The 17,779-nt window shown below is 45.2% G+C and carries 12 protein-coding genes and 1 pseudogene; 9 read left to right on the top strand and 4 right to left on the bottom strand.

Features of this window, described 5'->3' with window-relative positions:
• The first annotated feature begins 355 nt into the window (after positions 1–355).
• From EXW94_RS24755 to EXW94_RS24715, 9 genes are all read left to right on the top strand, one after another.
• A complete protein-coding gene (locus EXW94_RS24755; protein WP_174341264.1) occupies positions 356–1,381 on the top strand; it encodes a RepB family plasmid replication initiator protein in 1,026 nt (341 codons plus the stop codon).
• 2,221 nt (positions 1,382–3,602) lie between these two features.
• Positions 3,603–4,097, top strand: a complete 495-nt coding sequence (locus EXW94_RS24750; protein WP_174341263.1) for a hypothetical protein — start codon at positions 3,603–3,605, stop codon at positions 4,095–4,097.
• Positions 4,098–4,187: 90 nt separating this feature from the next.
• Entirely contained in the window at positions 4,188–5,618 is a 1,431-nt protein-coding gene (locus tag EXW94_RS24745) for a site-specific integrase (protein ID WP_174341262.1), read from the top strand.
• A 1-nt stretch (position 5,619) separates the two neighbouring features.
• Positions 5,620–7,377 carry a hypothetical protein gene (locus EXW94_RS24740; protein ID WP_174341261.1) on the top strand — a complete coding sequence of 586 codons (1,758 nt, stop codon included), beginning with the start codon at positions 5,620–5,622 and terminating at the stop codon, positions 7,375–7,377.
• Between the two features lie 11 nt (positions 7,378–7,388).
• Positions 7,389–9,416 carry a hypothetical protein gene (locus EXW94_RS24735; protein ID WP_174341260.1) on the top strand — a complete coding sequence of 676 codons (2,028 nt, stop codon included), beginning with the start codon at positions 7,389–7,391 and terminating at the stop codon, positions 9,414–9,416.
• Entirely contained in the window at positions 9,413–9,937 is a 525-nt protein-coding gene (locus tag EXW94_RS24730; RefSeq protein ID WP_174341259.1) for a hypothetical protein, read from the top strand. The genes EXW94_RS24735 and EXW94_RS24730 overlap by 4 nt, the downstream gene beginning before the upstream one ends.
• A 671-nt stretch (positions 9,938–10,608) precedes the next feature.
• A complete protein-coding gene (locus EXW94_RS24725; protein WP_174341258.1) occupies positions 10,609–12,921 on the top strand; it encodes an N-acetylmuramidase family protein in 2,313 nt (770 codons plus the stop codon).
• The gene (locus tag EXW94_RS24720) at positions 12,908–13,351 is read left to right on the top strand and encodes a hypothetical protein (RefSeq protein WP_174341257.1); all 444 of its coding nucleotides are present in this window, start codon (positions 12,908–12,910) and stop codon (positions 13,349–13,351) included. Before EXW94_RS24725 ends, EXW94_RS24720 begins: the two co-directional genes overlap by 14 nt.
• Positions 13,351–13,716: a hypothetical protein gene (locus EXW94_RS24715; protein WP_174341256.1), complete on the top strand. Its 366-nt coding sequence runs from the start codon at positions 13,351–13,353 to the stop codon at positions 13,714–13,716. The genes EXW94_RS24720 and EXW94_RS24715 overlap by 1 nt, the downstream gene beginning before the upstream one ends.
• A 255-nt stretch (positions 13,717–13,971) precedes the next feature.
• Here EXW94_RS24715 and EXW94_RS24710 read toward each other — a convergent pair whose 3' ends face one another.
• The 4 genes and pseudogenes from EXW94_RS24710 to EXW94_RS24695 form a co-directional block, all read right to left on the bottom strand.
• Positions 13,972–15,039 (bottom strand): SAVED domain-containing protein, encoded by a 1,068-nt coding sequence (locus EXW94_RS24710; protein WP_174341255.1) that lies wholly within the window; start codon positions 15,037–15,039, stop codon positions 13,972–13,974.
• A 9-nt stretch (positions 15,040–15,048) separates the two neighbouring features.
• Positions 15,049–15,519, bottom strand: coding sequence for a Mov34/MPN/PAD-1 family protein (locus EXW94_RS24705; RefSeq protein WP_174341254.1), 471 nt, complete (start codon positions 15,517–15,519; stop codon positions 15,049–15,051).
• Complete coding sequence (locus EXW94_RS24700) at positions 15,512–17,245, bottom strand: ThiF family adenylyltransferase (protein WP_174341253.1); 1,734 nt, start codon at positions 17,243–17,245, stop codon at positions 15,512–15,514. Before EXW94_RS24700 ends, EXW94_RS24705 begins: the two co-directional genes overlap by 8 nt.
• Positions 17,242–17,779: pseudogene (locus EXW94_RS24695) on the bottom strand (nucleotidyltransferase); the annotation flags it as partial. The pseudogene EXW94_RS24695 and the gene EXW94_RS24700, both read right to left, overlap by 4 nt.

The following is a 17,779-nucleotide window of genomic DNA, read 5'->3' as shown; positions in this document are numbered from 1 at the left end:
GCGTGTTCATTTTGAGAAGACTCACTGGCTCGAACCGTTTTGGAGTCTTCTGCGGATCCTGTTGTTGAGCAGGTGCTCTCATATCTTGATATTTATCCTTTTAATCCACAGCCACGATCCAATAGTTAGTTCCATATAACGATCCCAACGAGATCATAAACAGATCACGGATCGCTTGTAGACCTCGCCATTACTGGGCTGAGAAAGGATCGATATTTACTGACGTATGCAAATTGTTGACTGCAATACGCACTTTGTTGACTGTGGTATGCTTCAACATTGACTGAAATATGTAATTCCATTGACTGGAATATGCGGCTACACTTACCCGGGGTGAACAACTACAGGTGTCATAATGGATGAGGAAAACAAAGAGTTAACTCTGAATCTTGAGGAAGTGAATAAGTCGACGGGCGAAGTTGTTAGTCTTGTTGTTAACAGTGCGGCAACTGTTCAACCTGTTGCACTCATGCGTATCGGCCTTTTTGTCCCCACACTGAAAACTACGAGCAAGAGCAAAACCAATCGACGTAATGTGACGGACGCCACTGAAGAATTGATCCAGCTGTCAATTGCGAAGACGGAAGGCTACAAGGATGTTCAGATTACCGGGTTGCGCCTCGACATGGATACAGACTTTAAGGTGTGGCTTGGGATCATTCGCTCTATGTCAGAACATGGCGTAGTAGGGGGGCGGCTGAAGCTCTCATTCGTTGAATTCGTAAAGATGTGCGGATTTGATACTCGTCGTTCCAATAAAATCATGCGAGACCGGATAGGCAACGCATTGTTTAAGCTGGCATCCGTCACGCTCAAATTTCAAAATGAGACCAAAGGCTGGACTACGCACCTGGTACAGTCGGCCACTTACGATGTCGTTGAAGATACAGTGGAGATAGAAGCAGAGCCAAAGCTTTTTGAACTCTATAACATGGATCATCGAGTCCTACTGCGTCTGAAAGCGATAGATGCCTTACAGCGTAAAGAGTCTGCTCAGGCCCTTTACACGTTCATTGAGAGCCTGCCTGCTGACCTGTATCCATTATCTATGAAGCGGCTGCGTGACCGGCTCAATCTCACGTCGAACGTATACACGCAGAACCACATAGTGCGTAAGGCGATGGATCAACTTAAAGAAATTGGCTACCTCGATTTTACCGAGGTTAAGCGCGGTAAGTCGGTGTATTTTAATGTACACTATCGCAACGCCAAACTTATTCCTCCCGCCAAGACCGGTAAGCGAAAGTCGGCGGAGAAGCCGCAAGATCCGGCAGGTGAACCACAGCAGGATTATGACGAAATTATCAAAGCGCTTGAGCTTGCCGGTGTCAATCCTCAGGAACTGTCCGCTGCTTTGGCCAAAATAAAATCAGAAAAGTAGCTTTACCTGCCAGCTCTTTCCGTTGACTTGACTGAGATATGTAGATTGCATATCTCAGTCAAGATCGTTGCTTTGGTGTGGCTGAACCGAGCCTGAGAAATACCTGCCCAGATGTAGGTTAATGAAACGCCTGTCAAAGATCACAGCCTAAGTTACTTTAGCCAAGCCTGCACTCTTCGCGTTTCGTGACTGTGGTATGTAAATCCGCATATCTCAGTCAAGATTCCTTCTTCTGTGTCTGGACCTAATTGATGAAGATGCCTGTCTTGGTTTCAGTCAGTTCAAGGGCCGTTCACGATGGAGTCGGAGTAATTTCACCCCATATGCACTCTTCTTATTTCGAGACTGCGGTATGTAGATCCGCATGTCTCAGTCATGATCTCCTTTTCTATAAGATCGGTCCCCACCGTCTGTCCCGGTGTAACTCAATGCAGGGTGGTTCACGAGGCTGCCGATGCGACTTTGGCACCATCTTGTCTCTTCATATTGTTTGACTGCGGTATGCAAACTGCATATCTCAGTCAAGATCCCCGCGTCTGCATGACAGGGCCTCGTCCTGGAGAATGCCTGCTCAGGTGTAAGTCAATGAAGGGGCTGTTCATGAGGGAGCCGAAGTGACTTTGGTCCCGCCTGGATGCCTTATATTGCGTGACTGCGGTATGTAAAACTGCATATCTCAGTCAAGATCAGCGTTTCTGTGTGACCGGGCCTCGTCCTGGAGAATGCCTGCTCTGGTGTAAGCCACTGAAAGGGCTGTTCATGAAGGAACCGAAGTGACTTTGGACCCTGTCTGGATCTTTCATATTGCGTGACTGCGGTATGTAAAACTGCATATCTCAGTCAAGATCAGCTTTTCTGTATGACCGGGCCTCGTCCTGGAGAATGCCTGCTCTGGTGTAAGTCAATGAAGGGGCTGTTCACGAGGCTGCCGAAGCGACTTTGGCACCATCTTGTCGGCTCACATTGCTTGACTGCGGTATGTAAACTGCATATCTCAGTCAAGATCCCCGTTTCTGTGTGACCGGGTCTCGTCCAGGAGAGTGTCGGCTCTGCGATAAGCCAATGAAGGGGCCGTCCACGAGGACGCTGAAGTGACTTTGGGCCTGTCTGGATGCTCCATAGTGCGTGACTGCGGTATGTATAACTGCATATCTCAGTCAAGATCCCCGTGTCTGCATGACAGGGCCTCGTCCTGGAGAATGCCTGCTCAGGTGTAAGTCAATGAAGGGGCTGTTCATGAGGGAGCCGAAGTGACTTTGGCCCCATCTGGATGCTTCATATTGCGTGACTGAGGTATGTAAAACTGCATATCTCAGTCAAGATCAGCTTTTCAGTGTGACCGGGTCTCGTCCTGGAGAATGCCTGCGCTGGTGTAAGTCAATGAAGGGGCTGTTCATGAAGGAACCGAAGTGACTTTGGACCCTGTCTGGATCTTTCATATTGCGTGACTGCGGTATGTAAAACTGCATATCTCAGTCAAGATCAGCTTTTCTCATGACCGGACATCGTCCAGGAGAATACCTGTAGTGGGTGAAGTCAATGAAAGCCCAGTCCACGAGGACGCTGAAGTGACTTTTGGCCCGTCTGGATGTTTCATATTGCGTGACTGCGGTATGTAAAGCTGCATATCTCAGTCAAGATCAGCGTTTCAGCATGACCGGACATCGTCCTGGAGAATACCTGCTGTGGTTGAAGTCAATGAAAGGCCAGTTCACGAGGACGCTGAAGTGACTTTGGGCTCGCCTGGATGCCTTATATTGCGTGACTGCGGTATGTAAAACTGCATATCTCAGTCAAGATCTGCTCTTCTGGGTGGGGGAGGTCTATCGAAATGAGAGCCAGCCTGTCTTAATCTCCTTGTCGACAAGGCTTACACCCCAGGAGTGGCCCGAAAGTAACTTTCCCGGCAGGGCTTCCCTCTATCTATTATGACTGAGGTATGCAAACCAGCATGTGATGGTTTTCAGTCATTTCTTGACTGATGTATGCGAGCTCACATACATCAGTCAAGAATCCCGGCGTTTGTATGCGGCAAGGGTTTTCTTAACTGATGTATGTAACTGGTCTCAATACTCCACCAGGTTAATCAAAGTTACCTGGGCTGATCCCCATCCTCAATGGAGCTGCAATTCATGAATCGTCTCCTTGTTAGGTCAGAACGTCATTTGGGTTAAACTAGCTTCACTGGCAGAACATTTGACCATACATAATTAGAGGTTATATGGATTTCGATTTTCACAACCTTCCTGTTCACGACGGCGTGTCGGGAGACTGGGCGATAGAGACATTTGAAGTCGGCGAGATCGAATCAGATAAAACACGTCTGAGAGCCGATTATACGAGGGATAATGACGCGTTTATTCCGGCAGGATGCTATCGCCGCCTTGTGAAGTCGGGCGATGTTGTCATGTCAAATACCCCTATGGAAGTGCGAACCTGCGCTGAGTTTCTGGAGAATGCCCGTGGCAGGCTCCTGATAAACGGACTGGGATTAGGCATGGTGCTGCACGCTGTATTGCAGCTGCCTGAGGTAACCCAGGTAACAGTCGTTGAGCGAGAGCTGGATGTCATTAAACTTGTCGGGGATGCTTTCAGCTCCGATCCCCGTGTCGAAATCATTCACGCTGATGCCTTTCTGTATTGTCCACCAGCGGGGGTTACCTATGATTCTGCGTGGCACGATATCTGGCACCCCCACACTTTTTCTCTCAGATAAAACCCCCACATTTGATCTCTCAAAAATTTTTCGAGTAATGATGCAAAGCCTCCTACACTCAAATGAACTTAGGATCGATGGGAGGTTACTATGCCTGTACGTTATTTAAACGTCGGAGATATGTTTATTGAGGCAACACCTGCCTTTAGCCTGTCTAAAGATAGTGAGCTCTTAACATTCTGGGGCCAGGATGGCATACATCTTAAAAATATGTACCTCCTCTTTGATTCACAAGATCGCCCAATTAACGCTGCCAATGAGTATTTAATTCATTGTAAAGCAGTTGATAAGCACCAGGATCTCTCCTGTATTGCCAAAGCGTTAACGCTATTTTTTTCCTTTTTAGAAAGGGAACAACTTTCCTGGAGCGATATGCCAAGGGCAAGCCACATGCGCCCTCTCTATCGGTTCCGTGATTATCTCCAGGCTCAGCATGATGAAGTTGACCCACAGAGCGGTAAACGACGACTCGCAAGCTCTACCGCAAAGAGTTATCGGGGAGCCGTTGTCGGCATGTATGTCTACTGGATGGGATATGGTGATGTGTTTCAACGACCACCATGCCAGTTCAGTGAGATTAATATTGCTGATGAGCGGATGCTGGGGCATATAAATCGTTATATAAAGGTTCAAACAACTGACCTGAAAATTACTGCACGTGACAAAGTAAAACAATCCCGGCTCCCGAATCATTTACGCCCTTTGCTGAAAGAACAACGACCTGAGTTACAATCTTTGCTAGGCGTTCTTAAAGAAGGAAGAAGTTATACTAAAATAAATGATAAATATATTCCAAAGACTATTGCTCCTGAGATTCGAATAGCCATATACCTCGCTTTATATACAGGAATGCGAAGAATGGAGGTGCTTACGTTTAGCAGCACACTGATTCAGCCAACCTCTGTAGATGAAAACACAATAACCGTAATGATTGGGCCTGGTAATCATTGCCATACTAAACGCGGCGAGTCAGGTGAAATAAAAATACCGGTCTGGTTGATGAGGCAGTTATACGCTTATAAGCAAAGCGCACGATACAGAAAACGCTTGTCAAAATACCTCCAGTTAACCCCGGATTCCTTAGCTCGTCAGTATCCACCGTTATTATTGAATAACCGGGGAGATCCATACAACGAAAACTCGCTCAATGCCCGCTGGGGCGAAATCCGCAATGCTGTTCGCATCGACTTTAAGATGCCCACATTTTCGCATAAATTTCATAATCTTCGTTCAACCTATGCCACGTACCTGACAATTGCTTTAATGCAACTTACTTATCCCGGTAGCCATCCAAGGAATCCAGGTGAACCCGTCATGACCAGAGACCAGGTTGAGTCAGAAGTTCAGGCTCGTTTGCGTCATTCATCACCTCAGACAACTTCACTCTACGTTAAATTCTGGGAAGATAACTACCTGGCGAGACAATCTGACCGTATCCACCAGGAGGGTCTGGATCGGATATACGGAGACGACAACACCATTGGTGTATGGAGTCATTTGCATTCCCCTCACAGAGGCTAAGATGAAGAAATTAACCTCACGAACGTTGCAAATCTCCCCCCAAATTCATTCTGGTACGCCAGGCGATGATGATTTAATCCTTTCTGTAGCGCACCATGCATGTAAAGACAATGCATGCAGGCCGATTTACGTCTTTCGTTTACTTTATGATGGTGTTCCAAGGGCAAGCTACATCAACAATGCAAAAAAGCATAACGAACGTTTACCCCTGGTGTTGCTCATTTACGAATGGCTGGCGACTCGCGTTCATATATTAAGCGGAAGCACCATATTTACCGATTTCAATATGGTTATATTTTTTTTCCGCTACTGCGACACAACCCTGCGTATGGCAGAGTTGACCGAGTCAACTGTCAGCTCTTACGCACAACATATAAGCAACCAGGTGAATAATAATGCTAAATCTCATGCATGCATTCGTGGGATGAGCGATCGATTTTCAGCATTTCTGTCCTGGGCAGGGTACGAAGCACTGGCCAACCTGATGCCAAAAGTTGCCCGCCACAATGTGATGGAAAAGAAGACGCAGGCTTACTCAGATGAAGAACAAATCGGCGTTTCACGTGACCTGTTCAGAGTATTTAATGTGCTCGCCAGTCGGCTAAAAAAGGGGGAACCAATTACCTGTCCTTTTGACCAGCCCAAAACAAACTGGGATATTTCCAGTTATAACAGTACCCTCTGGTTTAATAAACTCACGATAACTGCGTTGTTCCTCACCGCTAATTTCACCGGAGATAATAATTCACCTCTTAGAAAATTACTTCGGAGAGACGTTACAGAGCGGGAGTTCCATTTCGATAAAACAATTAATCTCTATCGACTGGTTAGTAAAAAGGATCGGCAGGGAGGGCAAGAAAATACATGGGATATGGGATTCACCCGGCGAGGAAAAGATTTCTTTAGTGTTTATCTTAACTGCCTTGAATATTTCAACCTTCCGGAAGAGGCTTACCTTTTTCCTCGCTTTGACAACGGTCAGTACGATGGATTTGTCTTTTCAGCAGATATATCCAGCTACATTAACTGGTTCATGGCTCGCGCTCCCCACCAGGTCAGGCCAGTAATCGGTCGCTTCAGGCAAAGTAAGAGCGACGGGTTGATGGCGGATACTAATTCCATTGCTACCGTTGCTGAGGGGCTTAACAACCTTAAAGGAACTGCGGCAAGGCATTATATGAATGGCAATCCGCATAATAATCGCAATCGACTGGGCAGTGCAGCCGAGGCGCTTGAGCTCACTGCCCGCGGAGCCAGCATTAATGAGGCGAGAAAAGTTGTTGAGGCAAAATATGGAAGACCCCTAAGGGCAATGGAAATCATTGCCAAAGGAGATGCAGAGCCAGCCCCGACCAAAATGGGGAGCAGGTGCAGGCAACCTTTCGGGGATAAAGCACAAAGTCTGAAACGGGAACTGGTCGCCAGCGGCCTGCTGGCCCAGGACGAGTCTATTGCCTGTTTCAAATTTCTTGATTGCTTTGGGTGTGAGTTTCAGGCACTGGTAGCGGAAGTAGACGATATCTGGTGCATGCTGAGCTTCCGTGAAAGTCTTACCGAAAGTCTTCAGCGTCCGGCCATTAATCACCACCTTCCGGTTACACGGATTAATGATGTCATGGGCAAAATTCAGATTATGCTCGCAGAAGTTGAGCGCGACTACCCTGATGTATATGCAAAAGCCATCGGCAAATTAAACGTTCAGGCGCATCCTCTGTGGGACGATGAGAACTCTGTGGCAGACCTGTACGATATCTGGTAGGGGAACTGATAATGCAGGCACGATTTAAACCAGGAAAGAATAACCCAAGTATAACAACCCCAGAATGGGTGGAGCTCCATCGCAATAAGTCGTTTCCTTTAAACGAAATTATTGTGAGTTTCGATGTTGATAATCAGCCTCTTAGCTACTTTACGAGTGATATCTGGGACTTCAGAGCCTATGTTAACACCCGCTCGGGTAACAGCCAGGGAAGCGCCATCTGGAACTGGAAAAGGATTTCGGAAGGTTTTCGCAATGCTGTCAGGCACTTAATGTACATCCATCTGTTTGAAAAACGGCGTACCGCCAGCGAAGGTATTGCCGGTGTATCGAGAAGATTCGGTGCATGGGCAGAACTTTCACAACTTTGTATCCAGTGTGGAATACCAGAGATGTCAGCGCTTTCATTGCCGCACATGCAACAAAAGTTAATGGCGGAAGTCAGTACCCGAAAAATGGCTGTCGGGCGGGTTGTACATCTCCTCGCCTCGTTATCACTGGCACATCGCTACGGTTTTATCAATTTCCCATATACAAACATAGCATTACTTGCCGATAAACTCGCTGACAAGAGCAAAACATCACAACAAACACTCGCTATCCCACAACCTGTGGCAGTACAAATTTATTCTCATGCAATACACCGTATAGAAATTTGGCACCATTCACGCCAGAAACTGGTCTCACTTTTTAGTCACTACCTGACGCTACGAGAACAACACAAATCAAAAGCGCTGAAGAATATCCTGACCGATCACAGGCCCTTTTTGATGGCTCTGGCGAAAGAAGCTGATTATATCTATGCCCCCACAGATACTCTTACCGTCCTCTATAACGATATTCTGGCAGCCTGCGGCACTGTTATTGGTGCTGTCAGCGGCATGCGCTACGGTGAATGGTTTGAGCTTGATGCTGATTCTTACCAGGAACAAACACATAAAGGTATCACTCACAGTCTTCTGGCAGGAAAAACCAGTAAGCTCAATAAGGGCACTCCGATCCGCCACGCCTGGGTTACAGCCCCGGTAGCAAAAACAGCGATCGACTTACTGGCGGCAATAACGGAACCACGCAGAGCCCAACTCAAAACGCAATCTACTACGTTGAGTGAGGCCGGGCGATACAACGCTGCAAACAAATTGATTGAACATGGGCAATCTCTTTTCCTGGCTCTGGGAGTCAGAGGAAAAAATATTGTTGTGACAAAATCCAGTATGAAGAATGCACTGGACAGGCTCGTGGCAACAGCCCCGACAAAGGATGGTTCGCAGGGAGCCTGCCTGAGGCAAGAACACTTAGCCGAATTTAAGACACTAAACAGCCAGTGGAATACTATCAGCATCCCCCTGGATAAGCTCTGGCCAATCGCAACTCATCAGTTCAGACGCACTTTTGCTATTTTTCTGTTGCGCAATAATTTTGGTTCTTTTTTACAGGTGAAACAGCAGTTTGCACATACAAACATCAGTATGTCAGCCTGGTATGGGAACAATGCTGAGGTTGCCAGAACATTTGATATGGAACAGGATCCCGAAATTCAGGCCGAACTCGCTGAAATGAACATGTTGCTAATGACTGATATTGCAGTAAGACTCTATCTTACAGACGAACCTGTTTCGGGAAAGGCAGGAACTCAAATCCGGGAACAAATAGCCCAGGGCAATATCATTTTTCATAGCCGGGAGGAAATCAATACGGCTATCCGTAAAGGTGAATTAACCATAGTAGATAACGGACATAGCCTGTGCCTTAACCCTCGTTGTGAACGGCTGGATTGTACAATTGACCCTCTAATCAATCCGGTTTTATGTGGCCACGATGTCGTCATGACTCAGCATGCCCAGCTACGGGCTGATTTGCGCGAACGCCTTATCAGACGCCATAAGCAGGCACTCAATCAAAATCTGAATCAACCAAACTTGCTTGCTAAAACACTGGTCGGGATCCGCGCCTGTGAAAAAATCATGGCCGATCATGACATCGACTTCGAACCGTATACCCCGGCAAACAGTATTAATATTCAGTGGAGTGAAAAATGAATAACAAATTATGTAAAACAGAAATCCAGTTGCAGCTCTTTGAAGAGGCACTTGCTCGCCTGCTCAGAAACGAAGGTAAGAATATTACACCCGGAACAAAACTTTCCATGGCCAGGCTGGCAAAAGAAGCTAAAGTAGGAAGCGGAACGTTGTATTACAAACCCTACTCTGAATTTCGCAAGCGGGCCGCTGAATGCATATCCCGGTATAATTCTGGAACAACCAAGGTCAGCACAGCAAATACTCATCATCATGAAGCGCTGGAATCATTGCGAAATGAGCGGGACAATGAGAAGAGGCTAAAAATACAATACCGGAAATCCTGTAGTGAATTGAAAGCACAGCTTCAACGTCTATGTGCTGAACGAGGAACGACTGAACATGCTTTATATCAGGCAATGCTGCGCATTGCTGAACTGGAACAGAAATTTGAAAAACTAACTGGCACGCATCCCGATAATTACGTAATGGGAAGTCTCAAGAACATAACCTTTTTACCGCGAAACCTTCAACAAAGGTAGTAGAAATATGATGTTAAGTCATAATTGCATGTCACCTGACAGCAGCATGCAAATGATTTGTTCATCACCAAAAAAAGTTGGCTGCATCAACACCAGGATGAAGGGGACACAACTGAGCGACAGTTCAGTGTAAGAAACATAAAGCATAAGATTAGTATGGTCGAAAAATGGTTTTGCTTTATATCGTAGAACATTAATCCGGAATGAAAATATAACCATGATAATCTATTCCCACATGCATATTTAATTCTTTACGCGCAACAACCACCTTTTTCTTATAATATCCCCCATCAGTTGAATATTAGCTGTGATGGTACTTATTAAGAATAAACTTTCATGCACACTATCGCGAACCACCTATCATCTTTCTATTGCTTACGTTGTCACTCAGATTAGAGATACAGAGCAGCCAGCAAAACTCAGTTCGCGTTATTCTGTATTTTTTAATTCCCAGAAGCTCTTTGGGCTTAGTGACCGCCCCCTGACCGCGCCCTACATTCCAGAGAGTTCGTTAAACATGGCGGCTACAGCGTCATACTCTTAGAAACCGATCAATACCTTATCTGACGACGTGCGAGTTATCTTAGTAATAAAATTTGCATAAATTTCACTCCCTTTCTTCTTAACTCCCTGCGATGATTGAGGTTTTGAGGGATTTAACTTAAGGAAAGATGATGAACATTCGTTATCCGGTACGGAAAGCCGACGGACGGGACTATAAGAACTATGACGAGCTGCTGACCGACATCCGCAAAAACGCCCACGGTTGGTGGTTACTCGGCGTAAATCGTTACTGGCACGGGGGGATCCATGTCGGGATGTCATCGTCCCCGGCCTCGGTGCTGAGTCAGGACACGCCGGAAAAATCGGTACCGCTCCAGTTCATGATGGACGGCGAGGTGGTGGCATGGCGGGTTAACCGGGATTACGCGGCTATCGAGTGTTACCAAGAACGCCCCCTGCGCCAGTCCGGCACCTTTGTGCTGGTCAAATCAGTGTATAAGCCTGACGAGCAGGATGAATCCTCCTGGCTGACGCTGTACCAGCTTTACATGCACATCGCGCCATTGGCAGAATTTCCGAAACGCCCGCTTTACCGGGTCACGCAGAAAGGCCACGGCGTGCGGATGCGTAAACACTCCCGCCACGATGACAGCCGCGAAATTGCGCCGGACGTGCTGGCAAACAAACACGGCCACGCCAGAACGCTCGTTCAGGGCGACACGCTTGCCGTACTGCAACAAAAATCGTTTCTGCTGGAACAACGGCAGGAGCCGTTCGCTCTGGTGCAGCATCTTCAGGATGGTAAGCCCGCCGGGAAGCTGTTCTGGGTCTCGATGCGCCCGGAATATCTGGAGCCTGACGGCGAATGTTACGTGTGTCTGCCTGACTGGATGCACAGCGCCCTGAATCACGGCGTGTTTGATGATGTGGTGGTGCCACCTGCGCCGCTGAAAGTGACGGTGAAAGCAGGGGATGCGGTCGGGTTCCTCGGCGCTCAGGATCTGGCTGACGAAGATAACCATCCGCAGATTATCACCACAGACTATAAAGCCCATATCGAGCTGCTGAGCCTCGACGAGCATGTGCCTGATTTCGTGGCAAACGTGAAGGGGATTAAAACGGGCAAACAGTTTATTAAGCTGAAGCTGAAACGCCCGATGTACCTGAGAAACGGGGAGGGCGAGGAAAGTACCTTTGAGCAGATGAGCGCCATTACCCGTGCCGATGCCGGAAAAATTATCCCGCGTGATGCTACGTATCCGTTTACGGATAAAACCGGGGTCACGTACTTTCAGACTCGCCCGCATACGTGGATGCACCAGGACGATGTGGAGCAGCTCAGCCAGCATGATTTAGCCGGGCTAAACTTTCACTGTATTGAGGCTGAACACACGACCGATTATACCCGCACGCTGGATGAACACTGGCTCATTGACGCCCTGAAAAGCATCAGTTCGCACTTTGACGGTGAAAAAGGACCACAGTTCGCGCAGGCAAAAATGTTTTATGACAGCCTGATCCACAACGCTGAAAAGAGAAGACCACCCAGCCCGTATCCCGATAAATCACAGGACCAGTATTTGTTTGGTGCGCTGCATACCAATCAGATGAACATCCCGGAATATGCGCGGCGGCTGATAGTGAAACACGACAGTGACTGGCACAGTACCCGCGATGATACACGCTGGTCGTCGGTATTTAAGGTCAGGGATGAAAGCCCGGTTGTGAAGATGGCCAACGGGGGATTTCTGGATGCGACGCGCTGGATGGATAAGGTGCCGCCGTTCGCCAGCCAGCGGTCAGTATGGCATTTTCATCCGCTTGAGTTTCCGGAAATATTACGAAGTGCAGAGTTTCCCAGGACTCCTGTTAATGGGGTGTTAACTCCTATAGAATTTATTCACTTCTATAATGGGGACAAAATTGACGATACTGATTATGAAGAGGCAGCAAAAGAATTAGAATGCGAAGTTGCAGCAATTAAAGCTGTAGCAAAAACAGAAACTGGTTCTTACGGCTCCTATTTTAAATTTGAAGATAACGATGATTATGTTCCAGCGATATTATTTGAAAGGCATCATTTTCATAAATATACAAATGGAAAGTATGATCAGTTCGAAGTTATATCAAACCCTGTTGCGGGTGGATATGGTGCAACATCAATACAGTATGCAAAGCTAGTTAAAGCGTATACTTTAGACAAAAAAGCAGCTTTAAAATCAGCATCCTGGGGTAAGTTTCAGATTTTAGCGTCGAACTACGCCACAGCAGGCTACGCTAGCCCTGAGGATTTCGTTTTTGCATTAAGTAAGTCTGAGAAAAATCAGTTAAAAGCATTCGTTAGCTTCATTAAGGCTGATAGAGTATTACTGCGCTCTATTCGGACTAAAGATTGGCTTTCATTTGCTAAAAGATATAACGGGCCAAGGCAGAAAGGATATGATTTGAAAATGGGGAGAAATTACAATGCATCATTATAAGTTCTTAGCATTGGTTGCAATGCTTTTGTGTGGTTCATCGTTTGCGAGTGATGCATATTTTGTATGCAACACAGCAAAAGGAACAATCAAACTAGATGAAAACAAAGGTGTACTTCGGTACACCTTATCGAAAGACCGCAAAACTGAATTTAACTATGAATCGAAAGGTAGTGATTATTCAGGATTTAAATACAACCATTACTCACGATTTCAAACCGATTATTTCAATGTCTCGTTTGTAAATGCAGAGTATAAGTACACGATATTTAGTAACTATGAGAATGAGAGTGAAAGCCGTGGAGTTAGTGTTACGAACCTGAATAGCAAAAAGGAATTTGTTTATGATTGTAAGTCCGTTGGCATTGATCGTCTTAGTGATTTGTCGGCAAAAATAGCTTGTGATAAAGATTCCGCTTTGGGGTGTGAGTAATGAAACATCTAAAATATAGCATTGCTTTACTTTTGTTGTTCACTGGGTATTCGGAAGTAAGTGCTGCTGCATTTTCCGGGGAAGAAAATAGCCAGCTTGCGAGTATTAATCAAAAGAGCGCAGAGGAAGTAAAAGCGGCATTAGAGAGTTTGAATAAATCGGTTGATGCACAGATTGGTAACAACCCAGAATATAAACCATTGATTCTGGGTCTGAAAAAATCATGGGGAGAGATGATTGATAAAAAATGCCAACTGGAAACGATTGATTCGAAAGGAACTGATGCAGAAACGGCCGAAGTCAGCAACTGTCTTATAAAAAGCTACCAGGAAGAAATGAAGTATTTCGATACGATGCTACAGTAATATGTTGGGAATTCCAGTAGATAGGCATAAAATCCCTATCCTTCTCCTTGCTATTTGGCAGATAAGAGACTAATGTAACCTTGACTAGACATACGGATGACCTCGGTTGTGTTCTGCCATAAATAGCCTGGCAGAACACTCGAGGCTTCATCAGAGGAATAGCCCATGTAAATGGGCTCTTTTTCATCCTCAAGTGTATTGCCTTAGGGCTTATCAGTCTTTTTATACAAGTATCAGCCAATATTGCTAAAATTATTAATTTATATGTTTACTGGTAACTTTTAGGTGCCACTCGTATTGGTTAGCAATAGAATTCCAGTGCCAAATATTTATAACACCATGCAAGCCTTCCTGGTAAAGAGTACCAAGCCGAACGACTACTGATGCTTGTGCAGAGACAAAAAGATGAACTTCGTCTGCCTGTTTTTTTAATTCAGAGATAATATAGCTAATTTCCTTCACTATTTTTTCTTGCTCGTCCTCCGCAGGGAGATTATCAAATCGGAATCCTGTATTCAGTTGAACATGTAAAGTATGGCCAATAAATTCAACAGGAAGATCTTTTTCTAAAATTTCCATCGTGAATGAAATTGCAAGACCGATAACCTTTCCATTATTTGATGGCACACACTTACTATCATGAATATTCTGACCGCTGTAGCATTTTACTAACTTTGCATTTGTCGGCGGTGCGTCAAGAGGGTGAAAAGTTCTTTTATCCCGGTCAAAATCAAACAACTTTAATGGTAAGTGCCCATCCGTCATGAAGCTACCAACCATATACAGATATGGCACACTGCCAAGTGCAGCAACATAAGCAATTGTCGCATCGGTGTGATATATTCTTTCTTGAATTATCTGCCGAATAAAACCTGCATTGGATAAATTGTTATTTTTGTCCCTTGAATCAAATGCTTTAAAGTCCACATTTAATATTTTTGCTTTTTCTCTGGAAGAGAGTATTTTCTCCGCAGCTTGTGAATCCGTATTTTCGAACCCATACGCACGAATAAGAGCAATGTCTCGCTTATTCAAATCTCGAAGAGCGAAGTAAGCACAAATTCCCCAAAGACAAAACCCAGCAACCAGAAAAATCACACCAAAAAAAAGAGCAAGATCAGAGCATTTTTGATAAGTAAACGTTAATCCATCGATTATATTAACATGTTTCTTAAGAAATTCTTCGGAGAAAACAAGATTTACTCCCCATCCTCCAACCAATCCCGCCATTCCAATTTTAAGCACCCCAAACGTCAGTCGGGACAATTGATCTTTCGGCCTAAAAATAATTTTTATCAGATACATGAGTGTTGCATTGTTCATTTCCCCTCCTCAGAATTCCTGTCGCAAAATATTTTCACCTTCAAAATAGTAAAGCGCGTTTTTCTCTGTTCCGATTATTATAAAAAAAAGCCTTTGTACAGGATTTCGTAACCGACATTGTTTCCAGTCCCTTATATCGATGTATGAAGCATGGGGATTTTTTTCAGGATGTGTATGCCACGTACCAAAGTAAATCAATTGACCTTCAGAGTCATTATACAAGCGATCAACAATACGCTGATGTTCGGGATCTCTGAGAGTAAAACTCATTCTTGAACATCGATCTTCTTTCTGTGGAACCGTGATTTCAACTAATCCGTAACGTTCAATCTCAAGTTCTTTATCGCCAACGAGCACTCCAAATGCCTCGGAATCCATTGGTTTAAACTGTCGAAATCCCTGCCAGATCCCAATCACTTTCTTTGAAATCTGGAGACTAAAATGTTCAGTATCGACAATTAGCGCATCAGCATTATCCATTGCAGATATCACACTCTTCATTAAACAAAGGAAGCACTTCTAATATACGGGTAAATGCGTAATACCTTCCGCTTAATTTGAATCCATTTGCTATCGCATCCTCAGAGCTCCCCTTCCAGCTCACTCTGGATGATTCTCTAATTTTATTAAGAAGATATTGGACCCCGAGATTAGCGGTAATAAGAGCAGTTTGAGTCGAGGCTATGTATGAGTAAGGTAGGAACGCATCGCCACACCCAGCATGATTTTTAGTCAAATCTTGATTCGGAGCCAAAAAATTCAAGTTAGAGGCTAGTCCTCTTGAAAAATCAGCTGGGTCAACATATGAACAACGTAAACATCCTTTTGTTCCAGGGATCGCCAGAACGGCATGCCCCCCTATGCCATACCCTTCAACCCATGTGTTAATAACTGGGACATTAATTTTTTCTTTAATTAAATAATCATGAAACAATCGTTCCTGGGTCGGTGCTCCTATCGCTATGATGATTAGATCATACTTCATTAGTAAGTCACGACGCCTCAAATCAAGTAGCTTACCAGTGTAGCTTCCAATCTCGAGCCATGGGTACTTGCTGGTGAGACTGTGCCATAACGCACTCGGTTTATGGAATGAGACATACTGAGGTGGCAGAATGTGGCGATAAAGGTTATTCAGTGAAAGTGTCTCTGGATCATATAAATCTATATGGCCAACGCCAGAGGCTGCGAGTTTATCTGCAACATCGCCTCCTACGGAACCACATCCAACAAGCATAACTTTTTTGCTAGTAAGGGATTGTTCCGCTCCACTCCGGGGCATAATCCTTTCTTTATTAAAAGTTAATACGATGACCGGTTCAAGCGTCCATTCAGCCATATGTGAATGCTTAAAAGGCAAGGTTTTTCGACCTTTGCTGGAGTTCTTTTGGGAAAAATGAATTCCAAACCATGTGATTCCAGAGGGGGTTTGGGCATTAAAGACTAACCAAAATTCATGTGATCGCTTTTGAGCAAATTTTTGAGTCAATTTCATTTGAACATTCGTCGGTAGATCTGACAGCAGGTCTAGATACCAATCAGTAAGTTCATCTTTTTTCCATGGTGCAGGTTTTGTCACGCTCAACGGTATGACGAATCCGTTACCTTTTGCAGCCTGACGATCTTTTAGAAGCTGATTGATAGGTGAAAAAATATTATCCTGGACTGCCCCCTCAGCATACCCTAAATGATATTTTCCCAGACCTACGCTGCCTTTTCTCGGCTTCAGAACACACAATTCTTCTGGTGTTTCGCTTTCAGTTAAACAGAGAAAAGGGGTTGTGTCCGGCTCTACGATATTCAACCAGCCAGCTTCAAATTCCCGAAGTAATTCCTTTGTATTCCATTCACTATCGGTTAAAGCCTGGCTTAACAAAGAGACATGGCGTTTTAGCGATTCTTCGAAGGCCAGCTCAGGGCACTCGAAATTCACTGATACTGCGTCTGGTACATTCACACAAATGCTTGCAAATTTGCTTTCAGGATAGAACGCAGTGTGCGCAAGTCTGGGCAATGCAGATGGATCGGCCAGGAGAAAACTGGGCATTTTTGTGAGTTCAGGAACAGCGATATGCCAAAGAGTAACTGGCATATCGTTTATCTCCAGTTCGACGGTTAAAAATCCGACCTCTGCCGTCTTTGATGGAATTGCGGATACCTTGTATCCGCATTCATTCAAGTGAGCCAGGATGACTGAATAATTCATGCGCCTTGCGATGTCCCCACTACTCCGGCAGATGCGAAAACAGTTTTAACAGCAGTTGACGATGCAGATGATGTTTCTGCGCACTCAGGAAAATCTTCACCGAATACACTTCGTAGCAACTCGCACTGTTTGGACTCTTGATCTTCATCAGCAACCTTATTCAGGGTTTTCAACAGTGCGCTCAGCTTATTGCGAAACTGTGTTCCCGTAACGATACTGCTGCTATGAAAAATATCTCTGTAGGGGCTCACTGGAAGCGTAACATTAACACTATATTTATCTACACCAACCTGAGTGAAATAGCTACGATAGTTAAGCATGTGGTTGATTGTCTTTCTCAGTGCAGTGAGGTCATCCGGGAAGCCTTCATCGTTGATGGAGGAGTCGAAGGATTCTTTGACCATGACCGCGATACCAATTGAGTAGACTTTACGACGCACATCATCGCCAAATGTAAAATTTCTCCAGCGCTTGAGGTATCTGACAATACGCCGAAACTGGTCATGCTTATTCGAACCATAAGTTTCATCAGCG

It is taken from the genome of Enterobacter sp. JMULE2 (assembly GCF_013337145.1).
GTDB lineage: Bacteria > Pseudomonadota > Gammaproteobacteria > Enterobacterales > Enterobacteriaceae > Enterobacter > Enterobacter mori.
This window is presented reverse-complemented; position numbering and strand designations above follow the sequence as displayed.